Origin of the sequence: Paenarthrobacter sp. 4246 (genome assembly GCF_040546855.1) — a bacterium.
In the GTDB taxonomy this organism is placed as follows: domain Bacteria; phylum Actinomycetota; class Actinomycetes; order Actinomycetales; family Micrococcaceae; genus Arthrobacter.
In genome coordinates this window covers 204,672-217,438 of the sequence record NZ_JBEPOP010000007.1, presented here as the reverse complement: position 1 = coordinate 217,438, position 12,767 = coordinate 204,672, and the positions used below count along the sequence as shown (strand labels likewise).

The following is a 12,767-nucleotide window of genomic DNA, read 5'->3' as shown; positions in this document are numbered from 1 at the left end:
AGTTCCTGCACCCCAAGGAACGTCAAAGTCGACGTCTTTTTGCTGCTGATGTCCTGTGTCATGTTCTCTCCCCAGTGAGTAGCCTGCAGTCTAACGGACCCATAACCCGAACCCGCAGCGCCCCTGATCATCTCCCCGGGAGGGCTCACCAGGTACCGGACGCCGCCCACGCCCTGACCGGCCATGTCCCCGGGCGCTTTGTCCTTGGCGTAGTGGTACAGGGGCATGCCGTTAAGCGTTATGTGCTTCTTTCCATCCGGCGAGGCAATGGTTCCTACGGTCCCCGTGACGCCTTCAGCGGTGGGGGTGTCCGACGTCGTGGTGAAGACCGGCCAAGCTTCAAGGCAGGCGTCCACACAGGCGCTGGCTTTCGAGTCCTTGACGTCCTTGGTGAAGAAGTAGAGGCTCATCCAAAAACGACGCCCGTGGAGGAAGAATGGTTCACAAGGCTGAACCATTTACCTGTGCGCGCCGTCGTATAGGCGAAGGGGCGGAGGAAACAGTGAGGGAGGTGGCCATGCCGTTGGACGAGGACGTAGTGGCAGCGATCTACCGCGACCATGGCACGGCTCTGAAACGCTTCGTTCTCAGCTGCACCTCCGACGCCCATCAAGTCGACGACGTCGTGCAGGAAACCATCCTCAAGGTGTGGCAGCATGCCCCTCAAATCACAGGAAGCCTGCGCAGTTACCTCTTCCGGACGGCCCGCAACGTCATCATTGACAACTACCGGAAAGCGCAGCGCCGCCCTGCAGAAGCCGGGGAGCACGACCTCCCGGACCACGCGGCCACCGAGCGCGTGGACGAGCTCCTCAACCGGGTTCTCATGGAGGAAGCGTTGCTCCGGCTCAGCCAGGAACACCGGCAGGTTTTGGTGGCCCTCCACTACCAAAGGTTCACCGTCAGCGAGGCAGCATTGCAGCTGAACATTCCGGCGGGAACTGTGAAGTCCCGGGCTTTCTACGCTGTGAAAGCCCTCCGAACAATTCTTGATGAAATGGGGGTGGAACGATGAACGGCAACTCCGTACACCAGTTACTGGGCGCCTACCTCCTGGGTGGGCTGGAGCCCGACGAAGCCCGTACGTTTGAGGACCACCTCGCCACCTGCGCTGAGTGTCGCCGTGAGCTGGAGGAGCTTGAAAGCCTGCCCGCACTGCTCGCTGCGGTTCCCCGGGCTGACGCCGTCGCACTCACGGTCGCTGGAGGTGCGGACACGATCTCAGCGCTGGAACCCGAGGCGATTCCTGAAAAAGTTCTGGTGGACTTGTCGGTCCGGAGGCGGAAATCACGACGGCGGTGGGCGGCTGTGGTGGGAGCGGTTGCCGCTGCTTGCCTTGCAGTTGGCTTCCTCGCCGGACCTCTGCTGAACCAGCCCCCGAAACCGGACGCAAGCTACTCAGTGCAGTCGGACAACGGTTTGCAGTTGACAGTGGGCATGGTGAAAAAGAACTGGGGCACTGAGCTCGCTGTGGAGGGCCGCTCGATGCCGCTGGAAGGCACCCTGTATCTGTGGGTAAAGGGCCGGGACGGCGCCGAAGAACGCACGTGCGGATGGACCGCCACTCAGAGCGGCCGGATCAAGATCACCGGGGCCACTCCGGTGCAGTTGGCTGGCATCGCTGGGGTTGAGCTTCGCGATGAAGCCGAGAAAACAGTGGCCTCGATTTCGGTGCCGTAAACCTTAGAGGTCCGTAACCCCTGTGCCCTGGGCGCGCAGTTCGGCCACCAGCGCAGGATCCTCGCAGGCCTTGGCGAACGCCTCGATCCGGCGTTCAATCTCGCGGCCCAGCAGCCAGCTTCCGATCCTCTCGGCCAACGGCTTCACCAGGGCCGGGCGGCATGAAAAGGTGTACTTCCAGACTGCCCGGGTGCCGCCGTCGTCCTCGGTAAAGCGCCAACCACCGCCGAAGTTTTCGAAGAACCATGGCCCGGACACCATGGTCATGCCCACGTTTCGGGGCGGCGTGTAGGAGACGTATTCGCTGACCATTTTCAGGCCGATGCGGGAGACGGTCCGTGTACGCACACCTTTACCGGCTGCCGTGGCTCCGTCCAGAAAAGCCTGGGCGGAGATGAACGGGTCCCATTGGAGCCGGAATGCGCCCGTGGTCTGGGAGAGAGCGAAGGCGGTCTCCGGATCCAAGCGAATGAATCGTTCGGCACGTACCTGTGGCATTTAGAACCCCTGACCTGAACCGAGCACCAGGAACACCATGAAGACAATGCCAAAGATGTTGATCGCCATGATCGCCAAACCAATGATGCCCGTGATGCGTCCCGCGTTCATGCGGCCGGCCCGGAAGACGGCGATCAGCCCGCTCACCACGGCGACGACAGCCAGCACCACAGCAACGCCCGCCAGCACCAGCGCGCCAAACCACCAAGCATCGTTGCCCTCGTTGTAACGGCTCATGGCGGATGCGACGGCTGCGATGCCCAAGGGGATGCTCACCACGGCCGCGATCGGCGAGAGCACGGCTGCGATGATGCTGGTGATCCCGGCGGCAAGGCCGCGGGTGCTGGTCCGTTGGGGTTGCTGGTAATAGTCCACCGGTGGCTGATAGCTCATGGTTCCCCCAAAGGTCCTTCGGCTAGATCTTGCGGTAGGTGAGGTCGAAGATCATGCGCCCGGCCTCGTGGGCTTTGTTCTCAAAGCTGGTCCGGATGCGGCCGTCGAACCGGGGAGCCCAACCGCCTTCCTGGTCCACGCCCTCGTTCGGGCCAGTGTGCTCGGTGCTTACGGGCGCGCGGCCTTCCCTGACCGGCGCACCGCCCACCACGGATTCGACGCCGGATTGCCACACCTGCGTGAGAGGGCTCTCTTCGCCGCTGCGCTCGCCTTCATGCATGTTCTCGAACTCAGTGGAATCCGCCAGCACTTCGCGCACGTGCACCGCGTAGTTGGACCAGTCAGTGGCAATGCGCCAGTAGCCACCCTTTTCGAGTGCCTTGGCTGCGACCGAGGCGAAAGCGGGCTGGATAAGCCGGCGTTTGTGGTGCCGGGCCTTGTGCCACGGATCCGGGAAGAACACCCAAAGCTCGCTGACCGAACCCTCCGGGAGCATCGACTCGAGGACCTCGGGGGCGTTGGCTTCCACCACACGCACGTTGGTCAGACCACGGCTGTTGATCTTGATGATGGTGTTCGCCAGACCGGGCGTGTAGACCTCGACGGCCAGGAAGTCCTTGTCCGGGTTTTGCTCGGCCGCGTGCACCACGGCGTCGCCCAAACCCGAACCGATCTCCACGATCAGGGGTGCCTTGCGCCCAAACACGGCCTCGGCGTCGAAGGTGTAGTCCGGGTGCACGGACGTGTTGGCGACGTGCCGCGGAACCTGGATCGCCCAGCGCTCAGCGTGCTCTTCCCACGCTGCCTGCCTGCGGCCCTGCAGACGGGTGCCTCGACGCACAAAGCTGACGGGCCGGCCGCCGTAGGTACCGAAGGAGGCCTGGGTACCGGGCGTGACGGGTCGCGGGGAATCTGGGGTTTCACTCATCGCTTCCAGAATACTTTGGTTCGGACGGGACGTTCGCTGCTGCCAACGTCAGTTCCGGACTTCAGCAGGAATGAGCCCGAATGATCTTCTCCACAACACGCAGGAAAAATCCGGTCAAGGTCTTCCGGACGGTGGCGACGGCGGGTGCCTTGGCTGGCCTGCTCGTGACGGGATCTGCCGGGCGGGCGTCGCTCGGAGGGCGACTTCGACGGGGACGGAAACAACGATGTCCTCGGCAGGGACGACGAGGGCGACCTGTACCTTTAGCCAGGGGATGGTTCCGGCGGGTGGTAGGACCGTTCAGTGGTTGGCACTGGCTGGAACACCGGGACGCTGAAGGTGATCTGCACCTGTATCCCGGCGATGGCAATGTGGATGTCCTTGGACGCGACTACGACGGGTACATGCACCACTACCGCACCAACAGTAGTGGGGGCTGGGAAGGAGCCAACACCTGGGGACCCGGCTGGGGGTCCATGGTGGACATCCTCGGTGCCGGCAGTTACACCCACAACCTGGGTGAGGCCATCCACTGGGGGCACACGGTAACCCGGTGGCGAAAGGGCTGGCCATGCCCTATGGGTAGAGTTGCCTGATGCTTGAGATCCGCCCGAATTGTGAATGCTGCGACCGTGACATCCTCCCCTCCGGCGAGGCTTACATCTGCACTTTTGAGTGCACGTGGTGTCCGGACTGTGTTGATCGCTTCCCCAGCAGGTCCTGCCCGAACTGCGGCGGGAACCTCCAGCTGCGCCCCATCCGTCTCGCGGCCGCTTTGGTCAACAATCCCGCCAGCACCACGCGGGTTGTGTCTCCTGGTTGTCTCCGGAAATGAGCACAAGCGCGGAGACGCTGGAGCTGGCACTCGGTTCCTTGGTGGCGGCCACGGAGGGGCGCACCCCATTTACGCTCGGTTTCCTGGGTACTACAGGGCCGGACGGAGGCCCACGGGTCCGTGCGGTCATCATCAGGGCTGTTGACCGAACAGCCGGACAGGTCATGGTTGCCACCAACGTTCTGTCCCGCAAGGTTGCCGAATTGGGCCACCAGCCGCTTGTGGCACTGACTCTGTACGACGACAACCGCGGGGTTCAGCTGCGCATCCTGGGTAACGCTGAGGTGGTCACCGATGAGAGCGAGCGACGCCGGGCCTGGGAGCGGTTCAGCCCGAGCAGCCGGCACCTTTATGCCTCACGGCTTGTTCCGGGCTCTCCTCGCCCGGATCAGCCACTGGATGGCCCGGGAGACGATGCGACGGCCATGGAGCGTTTTGCCTGGATCAGAATCGACATGACGGATCTGGATTGGCTGGACCTCTCAGGCGATCCTCACATCCGCTGGCAGTTCACTCGTGACGGCAGCAACTGGCGCGGACAGGAAATCATCCCCTGACATCCGGTCACATCCCGGGCACTGGCCGCCGGCTGGGGCTCGGTAATCGCCTGCTGACAGAATAGGACGTGTGACCTCCTCCAAGACGCCCGGCTACCCAGAGAAATCAGTCCTCCCTGCAATAGCAGTGGACGCCGAGATCGACGACGAGCCGGCAGCGGACCCAACCCAACTCCGCGGAAAGCGCGGCTTGGTCTACCTCGGCATCTGTCTGGTTTTGATCGGACTCAACCTGCGCACCGTCTTCTCCAGCTTCTCCGCGGTGCTCCCGGAAATAACGTCCGACGCCGCTCTGCCGGGCTGGTCGCTGGTGGTCCTCACCACCGTGCCCGTCACCTTGCTGGGAGTCTTCGCACCACTCGCCCCCATCCTGGCCCGCAGGTTCGGCGCTGAGCGTGTGCTCCTGGGTGCCATGGCCGTCCTCACGCTCGGGTTGCTCCTGAGGCCCCTGGAGATCCCCGGGGCAGGTCACCTTCCCACCCTCTTGGCGGGCACCGCCGCCTGCGGAGCCGCCATAGCCTTGTGCAACGTGCTCCTTCCGGGCGTCGTCAAACGGGACTTCCCGCACCGTCTGGGCCTGATGGGCGGCCTGTACACCACTGCGATCTGCGCTTCGGCCGCCCTCGGTGCGGGCTTCACGTATCCGGTCTTTACGGCAACCGGCCACTGGACCTCGGCGCTGTGGTTCTGGGCGGCGCCTGCCGCCGTCGTACTTTTGCTTTTCCTGCCGCTGGCAATCCGCCAGCCGGCGGTAAAGCACCACGCCGTCCACGGCGGTGTGAACGTGTGGCGTTCAGCGGTGGCGTGGCAGGTGACCATGTTCATGGTGCTGCAGGCCATGATGTCGTTCAGCGTGTTCGCCTGGATGGCGCCTATCCTTCGGGATAGGGGGATCGACGGCGGAACGGCCGGGTTGATCGTTTCGGTGTCGATCGTGCTGCAGATGCTCGGCTCTCTGTTTGCCCCTGCATTGGCCACGCGCTTCAAAGACCAGCGGATCATCAACATGGTGGTGGCGCTGATGACGGGTGGTGGCTTTGCGCTCACCATCTTTGGCCCCACGGAGCTGATCTGGGTGTGGACCGGGCTCAACGGGCTGGGGCAGGGATCACTCACCGCGGTGGCCCTCACCATGATCATGGTCCGCACCCGCGACGCCCACACTGCCGCGCACCTGTCCGGAATGATGCAGGGAGTTGGCTACGGCGTGGGCTCGGTCGGCACCCTGTTGGTAGGACAGTTGCACCAAGCCACGGGTGGGTTCGCAGCGGCCGGCATCCTGTTCCTGGTAGTCGGGAGCCTGGCAGCGTTCTTCGGATACCGCGCCGGCCGCGACCGCTTCGTTTAACGTTGTGAGGCCCACTCTGCATCCCAAAACCTCGGGGAAGTGCGCAGAGCGGGCCTCGCAACGAAAGGGAACTTAGACGGTCAGATCCTTGCCCTTGGTCTCCGGGATGGAGAAGGCGAACGCGATGCCCACCAGCAGCAGGATCACGGCGTACACATTGAACAGTTGCGCCTGCCCGATGCTGCCGAGCCAGGTCTGCAGGTACGGAGCCGTGCCACCGAAAGCCGCGACACAGATGGAGTACGGGACGCCGACGCCGATGGTGCGGATGTGGGTGGGGAACAGTTCCGCGTAGACGGCCGGAACGATCGCAGCGCTGCCGGCGATGAAGAACAGCATCACGGACATGGACACTGCGAGCTGCCACGGCGAGTCCTTGAGCAGCCACGTCATGGGGAAGTGCAGGAGTGCGGCACCTGCGGCTGAAGCGATGATCACCGGCTTGCGGCCAATGCGATCGGACAGCTTTCCCCAGAACGGCAGGGCGGCAATGAACACCACGTTGGCCACCACACCTGCCCAGAGTGCCTCACCGCGGTCCATTTTCAGCGAGGTCGCGGCGTAACTCGGCGCCACAACACCCCAGATGTAGTACACAACCGTCAGGCCAACGGTGAGACCAATAACCTGCAGGGCCTGCTTCCGGTACTTGATGATCTGCGGAAGGATCGGCAGGCGCTTCTCGGTGGGAGTCTCTGCCTCGAACGCTTCGGTTTCCTTCATCTTGGCCCGCATGAACAAGGCGTAGATACCCAGGGCGCCACCGATGAGGAACGGGATGCGCCAACCCCAGGCGCTCATGTCATCCTTGCTCAGGACGTTGGTCAGGACGGCGCCAAGCAGCGTGCCGGCCAGGATTCCTGCGGTGCCGGAGGTGTAGATGAGGGTAGCCCAGAAGCCCCGGTGTTCCTTGGGTGCCATCTCAGACAAGTAAGTCTGCGACGACGGCAGCTCACCACCGTGCGCCAGGCCTTGGATAAGGCGGGCGATCAGGAGCATCACCGAGGCGAAAGCGCCCACGGCAGCGAATGTCGGCGCGATGCCGATGAGGAGGCTGCCGACCGCTCCGAGGGCAACGGCCACGGTCATGGAGGTCTTGCGGCCGATCCGGTCGCCGATCCAGCCAAACACGAAGCCGCCAAACGGGCGGGCAACAAACCCGACGGCGAAGATCGCCAAGGTGGACAGCACTGCTGATGTGGGATCGGCCTGGCTGAACAAGGCGCTGGCTATAAATGGCGAGAACGTCGCGTAGATCGCCCAGTCGTACCATTCAACGGCGTTGCCGATGCCGGTTCCGACGAGTGTACGCATGTGGGACTTGTGGACCTTGACGTCGGGGGACGTTCCTACGGTGGCGGTCATGTGGTTCTCCAAGGTGGGGCGGGCTGGGAGGTGGGCTTAGTTGCCGGCGAGCGCGGCGATACGGGATACGGCGAGTTCGGCGTACAGCGCCGCGCCGTCGGTGAGGACGCCGTCGTCGAACATTGCGTACGGTGAGTGGTTGAACGGCGACGTCGCGTGGTCGGCGCCGGGGGCAACAGCGCTGAGTCCCACGAACGTGCCGGGGACTTCGGCGAGGACGCGGGAGAAGTCCTCGGAACCGCCCAGGGGAGTGGCCATCCGGCTGTACCTGGATTCGCCGAACATTCCGGCGATGACCTTCTCCGCGGTGTTGGTCTCGTCCTCGTCGTTGATGGTGAGGGGGTACTCCTCTTGGTAGTGCACATCTGCCTCCAAACCGTGGGCTGCGGCGATGCCGTGGAGCAGCCTGGGAACTGCTTCCATCATCTTCCGCCGCGACTCCTCTGAGAAGGTCCTGATGGTGGCTTCGATCCGTGCGGTCTCCGGGATGACATTCCGTTTTGTGCCCGCGTGCAGGACGCCGACGGTGAGGACCACGGGATCAAACACGTTGAATTGACGCGTGACCATGACCTGAAGTGCAGTGACCATCTCGGCAGCTGCCGTGACAGGATCTTTGGCGGAGTGCGGGGCTGAGCCGTGGCCGCCTGCGCCCAGTACTGTGACAACGAGGCCGGCTGAGGAACTGAGCATGACGCCCGGCTTGGTGACGAATTGGCCGTGGGGTTCCAGCGCAGAGAACACGTGCATTCCGTAGGCAGTGTCCGCGCGGCGGCCCGCTGCATCCAGGACGCCTTCCTTGATCATGTAGCTCGCGCCGTCGTAGCCCTCCTCGCCGGGCTGGAACATGAGGATGACGTCCCCTGCCAACTGATCCCGGCGCTCCGCCAGCAACGTGGCAGCGCCGGCCAGCATGGAGGTGTGGAGGTCGTGGCCGCAGGCGTGCATCGCGCCATCGACGCGGGAGGTGTAGTCCACGCCGGTGGTCTCCTGGACAGGGAGCCCATCCATGTCGGCCCGCAACAACACCACGGGCTTCTCAGCTGAGGCGTGAGCCGCACCGCCGCGCAGGACTGCGGTGACCGACGTCGTTTCCTTGCCCAAGGTGATCTCGTACGGGAGACCGTCCAGCGCCTTGAGCACTTTTTCCTGCGTGCGGGGGAGCTGCAGGCCGATTTCCGGTTCGCGGTGAAGATCGTGGCGCAGGCGGACGATGTCCTCCTGCAGTTCCTTGGCATCAGCGACGATAGTCATGAGTTCTCCTGGTCTTTCCGAGGTAACTGGTTGCTAATGCCATTCTGAGGTGACGTGCTTCACAAGCTCAGAAACAACTGAAAATATGCATCAAGTACTGTTTCCAGGCAGTAATAATGCATCAATCTGCCAGACTGTACCTATGGAACTCAGCGAGGAAGACCTCCGTCTGGTCAACACCCTGCAGATCTCACCCCGGATCAGCTGGTCCGACGCCGGCGACGTCCTGGGCGTTCATGCCACCACACTGGCCTCCCGATGGGAGCGCCTCAAAGGAGCCGGTGCCGCATGGACCACCGCCCACCTCATGGGCGACCCCAAGGACATGTGCCTGGCCATGGTGGACATCGATTGCGAAATGCACCTCAGGCCGGACGTAACCTCCGCAGTGGCCCAGCTCCCGGAGGTCATCACCGTTGAAGAAGCGGCCAGCAACCGTGACCTCACGCTGACCGTCATCACCCGGGACCTGGGACAGTTCAGCACCGAGGTATTGCCCAAACTCAAGGAGATCAGGGGGCTCACCAAGTACCACACGTCCCTCTGCACGCGGATCCACACCAGCGGTTACGCCTGGCGGCTCAATGTCCTCAGCAAAGCGGAACAGCAAGCGATCAGGGCGCTCGCCGGAGCCGAATCAACACAATCAGCCCACGACGCCCCGGTACTCCCGCTCCCCGAAAACCACTTGGCGCTCATTCCGTTCCTGGCCAGGGACGGCCGTGCCACAGCAGCAGAAATCGCCCGGGCCTTGGGCAGAAACCCCGCCACCGTCCAACGGCAGCTGGGCAGGGTCCTGAATAGCCGTATGCTGTCCTTCCGCTGCGAAGTTGCCCAACAATTCTCCGGCTTCCCCATCACCGTCCAATGGTTCGCCAACGTTCCCGCAGGAGAGCACCAAGCCGCAGCCACGGAAATGCGCACCATCCGCAATGTCCGTTTCGCCGCCTCCACCACAGGCCGGACCAACTTCACCATGATCATGTGGCTGCGCTCGCTCGCCGAGGTTATGGAAATGGAACTCACCATCCAGCAGCGCATCCCGGGCATCGAACTCGTGGAGAGCGTGGTCATGCTGAACACGGCAAAGCGTGTCGGGTGGATGCTGAACCCGGACTCGACTGCCACCGGCAACGTGGTTCCGCCCTACGGGGAGCTGCTGCCTGACGGTATCTAAGCGTGCTTGGTAGCCCTCAAGACGGTGTCCAGGGTGCTGCCGGACTCACCGTTGGGGCCGGAGACCGTGCGCTCGCGGTCCGTGAGGACGTTGACAAACCATGGCTCGCGGTCCAGCCTCAGGGCACCCGCCAGCTGCTCAGGAGTGAAGAACATGCCGGAATCGTGGTGGTGGCTCCACGACGGGAGGCCGTGCGGGTGATGACCCACGATCAACAACGTGCCACCCGGTGCCACCGCCGCCGCAGCCAATGCCACGGAATCCCGCCACGGCAGGAGGGGCGAGTGCAGGAATTGGGCCGAGACCAGATCGAAGACCGGCTCCGGCTCCCACTCGGCAAGGTCCTGTTGCTGCCAGGTGATGCGCTCAGTCTGGCCGGCTTCCGCTGCGTGCGCAGCTGCCCGTTCAAGCGCGACGGCGGACACATCCAAAGCGGTGACGGTCCAGCCTTGCCGGGCCAACCAGATAGCGTCACCGCCTTCCCCGGAGCCAAGGTCCAGTGCCCGGCCGGGCTTCAGGTTTTTGGCTTCTGCCACCAGTTGCGGGTTGGGATTCCCGCTCCAGACCTTGGTCCGCTCCCGGTACATCCCGTCCCACATGTCCACGGCGTTGTCCGCGTCCTCGTGGAGGTTCAGGCCGCCCTGCTGCGCGCCTTCGTGCTGGTGCCCGTGCTGGTGAGTGCCGGCGTCGGTGGGTTCATCGCTGTGGGGAGTGCCGCCGTCGTGCGTCTTTTCAGTCATACGCCAAGCGTGCCGCTACGGGCGGGCAGAAGGCAATGCCTGTTGCTGGTTCGGCAAACTCCAGCGCTGCGCCCCGGTCCCTGAAGCGCCGAGTTCGTCCGACGGGTTCTGCAGCGTGCATGACTTCAGGCTCAGGCAGCCACAGCCGATGCACCCGTCAAGGTCGTTGCGGAGGTGCTGGAGTGCGGCGATGCGTTCGTCGAGCTCCGTGCGCCACCGCAGCGACAACTTTGCCCAGTCCCGCTTGGTGGGGGTCCGGCCGTCGGGCAAGGAATCCAATGCTTCGCGGATGTCCTTCAACGGCAGGCCCACCCGCTGGGAGGTCTTGATGAACGCGACCCGCCGTAGCGTATCGCGGCGATACCGCCGCTGGTTGCCGGCCGTCCGCTCGGCTTCGATGAGCCCGTTGCGTTCGTAGAAGTGAAGGGCCGACGGCGACACTCCGCTTCGCTCGGACAGCTCACCGATGGTGAGGGGCCGGTGGTTTGCGGCTTGCGACATGACATTGCTTCCGGTGGAGGGCGGTTGATTGACCTCAACATTAGTTGAGGTTCTAGGGTAGCCACCATGACCTCTGACACCTCAACGGCCGGGATCCTGAGCCGCCCCTACTTGCTGGCCACCGTGGGCGCCTGCGCGCTGGTATTCCTCAGCGCGTTCGAGTCCCTCGCAGTTACCACCATCATGCCGCTGGTGAGCCGCGACCTCGACGGAGCCAGCCTGTACGCACTGGCCTTCGCCGGGCCGCTGGCAACAGGTGTGATGGGCATGGTGGCAGCGGGGAACTGGTCGGATCGTCGTGGTCCGGCGGCGCCCCTGTATTCCTCGGTGGCGTTGTTCGTAGCGGGACTGCTGATTGCCGGTATGGCCGGCACCATGGAAATCCTGGTGCTGGGTCGGCTGGTCCAAGGGCTCGGTGGTGGCGCGATGACCGTTGCCCTCTACGTATTGGTGGCCCGCGTGTACCCGCCCGCGCTGCATCCCAAGATCTTCGCCGCCTTCGCTGCCTCCTGGGTAGTTCCGTCCTTGGTTGGCCCGTTCGCCGCAGGTGTCGTGGCCCAATTGAGCAGCTGGCACTGGGTGTTCCTGGGCGTTGTGGGGCTGGTGGTCCCGGCTTTGCTGATGGTGGTGCCGGCCGTGCGGGGGATGGGATCCGGGCCCGCTTCGGAATCAGTCGCCGAGCCCGTCCCGTGGGCGTTCGGCCGCATGGGGTGGGCTGCGCTCGCAGCCGTCGGGGTCCTCGGACTGAACCTGTCCGCCGAGGTGCCGGGCGTGGGCGGGGTGATTGCCGTCGTCGCGCTTGTCCTGGCGCTGGTGGCGGTCCGCCCACTGGTACCGCGTGGGACGCTGACTGCGCGCCGTGGGTTGCCCAGTGTGATCCTGGTTCGCGGGCTGGCGTCGGCGGCGTTCTTTGGGGCCGAGGTGTACCTGCCGTACCTGCTGACCGAGCGCTACGCGTTCACGCCGACGTTTGCCGGACTCACCCTGACCGGCGCCGCGCTCGCCTGGGCCGGGGCTTCCGCCGTTCAGGGGCGGCTGGGTGCTCGGCTCGCGGACGATCTTGCCGTGAAAATCGGGGCCGCGCTGGTGCTGGTTGCCGTGATCTCCACGCTGGTGACGGCTGCGTTTGCCCTGCCTGCGGGCGTGGCGATCGGCGGCTGGATCCTCGCGGGCGCTGGGATGGGCCTCATGTACCCGCGGTTGTCCGTGATGACATTGGCACTGTCCACCCCGGAAAACCAAGGCTTCAACAGTGCGGCCATGTCCATCTCCGACTCGCTGGGTGGCGCGCTGTCCCTCGCCGCCACGGGACTGGTCTTCGCAGCCTTTACGACGACGAACTCGTTTGCGGGGGTCTTCGCACTGACGGCGGTCATCGCCGTCGTCGGGGTTCTGATCGCGCCGAGGGTCGCCGCCCGTGTGGCATCTCCGGACGGTGGAATGGGTGGCTTGGACGCGAAACCCGAGCTCTCGCGCCACGCCTAACTCGTT

General features: G+C 64.3%; 15 protein-coding genes and 1 pseudogene. 8 read left to right on the top strand and 8 right to left on the bottom strand.

Annotated features, from left to right (window positions below; genetic code table 11):
- Positions 1 to 101: 101 nt before the first annotated feature.
- Positions 102 to 410: pseudogene (locus ABIE35_RS15165) on the bottom strand (COG4315 family predicted lipoprotein); the annotation flags it as partial.
- 107 nt (positions 411 to 517) lie between these two features.
- Between ABIE35_RS15165 and ABIE35_RS15160 the strand changes: the two are divergent.
- On the top strand, positions 518 to 1,015 hold the full coding sequence (locus ABIE35_RS15160) for a sigma-70 family RNA polymerase sigma factor (RefSeq protein ID WP_354516150.1): 498 nt from the start codon (positions 518 to 520) through the stop codon (positions 1,013 to 1,015).
- A complete protein-coding gene (locus ABIE35_RS15155) occupies positions 1,012 to 1,680 on the top strand; it encodes a zf-HC2 domain-containing protein (RefSeq protein WP_354516148.1) in 669 nt (222 codons plus the stop codon). Before ABIE35_RS15160 ends, ABIE35_RS15155 begins: the two co-directional genes overlap by 4 nt.
- A 3-nt stretch (positions 1,681 to 1,683) precedes the next feature.
- On the opposite strand, the gene ABIE35_RS15150 is transcribed toward ABIE35_RS15155, so the two are convergent.
- The 3 genes from ABIE35_RS15150 to trmB are packed head-to-tail and all read right to left on the bottom strand — an operon-like array spanning position 1,684 to position 3,499.
- Positions 1,684 to 2,178 carry a type II toxin-antitoxin system RatA family toxin gene (locus tag ABIE35_RS15150; protein WP_354516146.1) on the bottom strand — a complete coding sequence of 165 codons (495 nt, stop codon included), beginning with the start codon at positions 2,176 to 2,178 and terminating at the stop codon, positions 1,684 to 1,686.
- Positions 2,179 to 2,571 carry a hypothetical protein gene (locus tag ABIE35_RS15145; RefSeq protein WP_354516144.1) on the bottom strand — a complete coding sequence of 131 codons (393 nt, stop codon included), beginning with the start codon at positions 2,569 to 2,571 and terminating at the stop codon, positions 2,179 to 2,181. It lies immediately after the preceding gene.
- A gap of 22 nt (positions 2,572 to 2,593) precedes the next feature.
- Positions 2,594 to 3,499 (bottom strand): tRNA (guanosine(46)-N7)-methyltransferase TrmB, encoded by a 906-nt coding sequence (gene trmB, locus ABIE35_RS15140; RefSeq protein WP_354516142.1) that lies wholly within the window; start codon positions 3,497 to 3,499, stop codon positions 2,594 to 2,596.
- Between the two features lie 287 nt (positions 3,500 to 3,786).
- Here trmB and ABIE35_RS15135 point away from each other — a divergent pair, with 287 nt between their 5' ends.
- The 4 genes from ABIE35_RS15135 to ABIE35_RS15120 all read left to right on the top strand — a co-directional run bounded on the left by ABIE35_RS15135 (position 3,787) and on the right by ABIE35_RS15120 (position 6,239).
- Positions 3,787 to 4,095 (top strand): hypothetical protein, encoded by a 309-nt coding sequence (locus ABIE35_RS15135; protein WP_354516140.1) that lies wholly within the window; start codon positions 3,787 to 3,789, stop codon positions 4,093 to 4,095.
- On the top strand, positions 4,095 to 4,334 hold the full coding sequence (locus tag ABIE35_RS15130; protein ID WP_354516139.1) for a DUF1272 domain-containing protein: 240 nt from the start codon (positions 4,095 to 4,097) through the stop codon (positions 4,332 to 4,334). The genes ABIE35_RS15135 and ABIE35_RS15130 overlap by 1 nt, the downstream gene beginning before the upstream one ends.
- Positions 4,331 to 4,891, top strand: a complete 561-nt coding sequence (locus ABIE35_RS15125; RefSeq protein WP_354516138.1) for a pyridoxamine 5'-phosphate oxidase family protein — start codon at positions 4,331 to 4,333, stop codon at positions 4,889 to 4,891. Before ABIE35_RS15130 ends, ABIE35_RS15125 begins: the two co-directional genes overlap by 4 nt.
- Before the next feature lie 70 nt (positions 4,892 to 4,961).
- Entirely contained in the window at positions 4,962 to 6,239 is a 1,278-nt protein-coding gene (locus tag ABIE35_RS15120; RefSeq protein ID WP_354516137.1) for an MFS transporter, read from the top strand.
- Positions 6,240 to 6,311: 72 nt separating this feature from the next.
- Here ABIE35_RS15120 and ABIE35_RS15115 read toward each other — a convergent pair whose 3' ends face one another.
- Together ABIE35_RS15115 and ABIE35_RS15110 are read right to left on the bottom strand one after the other, a co-directional pair.
- A complete protein-coding gene (locus ABIE35_RS15115; RefSeq protein ID WP_354516135.1) occupies positions 6,312 to 7,604 on the bottom strand; it encodes an MFS transporter in 1,293 nt (430 codons plus the stop codon).
- A gap of 36 nt (positions 7,605 to 7,640) precedes the next feature.
- A complete protein-coding gene (locus tag ABIE35_RS15110) occupies positions 7,641 to 8,858 on the bottom strand; it encodes a M20 metallopeptidase family protein (RefSeq protein WP_354516133.1) in 1,218 nt (405 codons plus the stop codon).
- Between the two features lie 142 nt (positions 8,859 to 9,000).
- Here ABIE35_RS15110 and ABIE35_RS15105 point away from each other — a divergent pair, with 142 nt between their 5' ends.
- Positions 9,001 to 10,035 (top strand): Lrp/AsnC family transcriptional regulator, encoded by a 1,035-nt coding sequence (locus tag ABIE35_RS15105; protein ID WP_354516131.1) that lies wholly within the window; start codon positions 9,001 to 9,003, stop codon positions 10,033 to 10,035.
- Here the strand turns inward: ABIE35_RS15105 and ABIE35_RS15100 are convergent.
- Together ABIE35_RS15100 and soxR are read right to left on the bottom strand one after the other, a co-directional pair.
- Positions 10,032 to 10,775, bottom strand: coding sequence for an SAM-dependent methyltransferase (locus ABIE35_RS15100; protein ID WP_354516129.1), 744 nt, complete (start codon positions 10,773 to 10,775; stop codon positions 10,032 to 10,034). The genes ABIE35_RS15105 and ABIE35_RS15100 overlap by 4 nt on opposite strands.
- Positions 10,776 to 10,790: 15 nt before the next feature.
- Positions 10,791 to 11,276: a redox-sensitive transcriptional activator SoxR gene (gene soxR, locus ABIE35_RS15095; RefSeq protein WP_354516128.1), complete on the bottom strand. Its 486-nt coding sequence runs from the start codon at positions 11,274 to 11,276 to the stop codon at positions 10,791 to 10,793.
- 66 nt (positions 11,277 to 11,342) lie between these two features.
- Between soxR and ABIE35_RS15090 the strand changes: the two genes are divergently transcribed.
- Positions 11,343 to 12,761, top strand: a complete 1,419-nt coding sequence (locus ABIE35_RS15090; protein ID WP_354516126.1) for an MFS transporter — start codon at positions 11,343 to 11,345, stop codon at positions 12,759 to 12,761.
- Positions 12,762 to 12,767: the final 6 nt, after the last annotated feature.

Coding starts and splice junctions, on each gene's coding strand:
- ABIE35_RS15160 (WP_354516150.1), top strand. CDS start 518: ATGCCGTTGGACGAGGACGTAGTGGCAGCGATCTACCGCGACCATGGC.
- ABIE35_RS15155 (WP_354516148.1), top strand. CDS start 1,012: ATGAACGGCAACTCCGTACACCAGTTACTGGGCGCCTACCTCCTGGGT.
- ABIE35_RS15150 (WP_354516146.1), bottom strand. CDS start 2,178: ATGCCACAGGTACGTGCCGAACGATTCATTCGCTTGGATCCGGAGACC.
- ABIE35_RS15145 (WP_354516144.1), bottom strand. CDS start 2,571: ATGAGCTATCAGCCACCGGTGGACTATTACCAGCAACCCCAACGGACC.
- trmB (WP_354516142.1), bottom strand. CDS start 3,499: ATGAGTGAAACCCCAGATTCCCCGCGACCCGTCACGCCCGGTACCCAG.
- ABIE35_RS15130 (WP_354516139.1), top strand. CDS start 4,095: ATGCTTGAGATCCGCCCGAATTGTGAATGCTGCGACCGTGACATCCTC.
- ABIE35_RS15125 (WP_354516138.1), top strand. CDS start 4,331: ATGAGCACAAGCGCGGAGACGCTGGAGCTGGCACTCGGTTCCTTGGTG.
- ABIE35_RS15115 (WP_354516135.1), bottom strand. CDS start 7,604: ATGACCGCCACCGTAGGAACGTCCCCCGACGTCAAGGTCCACAAGTCC.
- ABIE35_RS15110 (WP_354516133.1), bottom strand. CDS start 8,858: ATGACTATCGTCGCTGATGCCAAGGAACTGCAGGAGGACATCGTCCGC.
- ABIE35_RS15105 (WP_354516131.1), top strand. CDS start 9,001: ATGGAACTCAGCGAGGAAGACCTCCGTCTGGTCAACACCCTGCAGATC.
- ABIE35_RS15100 (WP_354516129.1), bottom strand. CDS start 10,775: ATGACTGAAAAGACGCACGACGGCGGCACTCCCCACAGCGATGAACCC.
- soxR (WP_354516128.1), bottom strand. CDS start 11,276: ATGTCGCAAGCCGCAAACCACCGGCCCCTCACCATCGGTGAGCTGTCC.
- ABIE35_RS15090 (WP_354516126.1), top strand. CDS start 11,343: ATGACCTCTGACACCTCAACGGCCGGGATCCTGAGCCGCCCCTACTTG.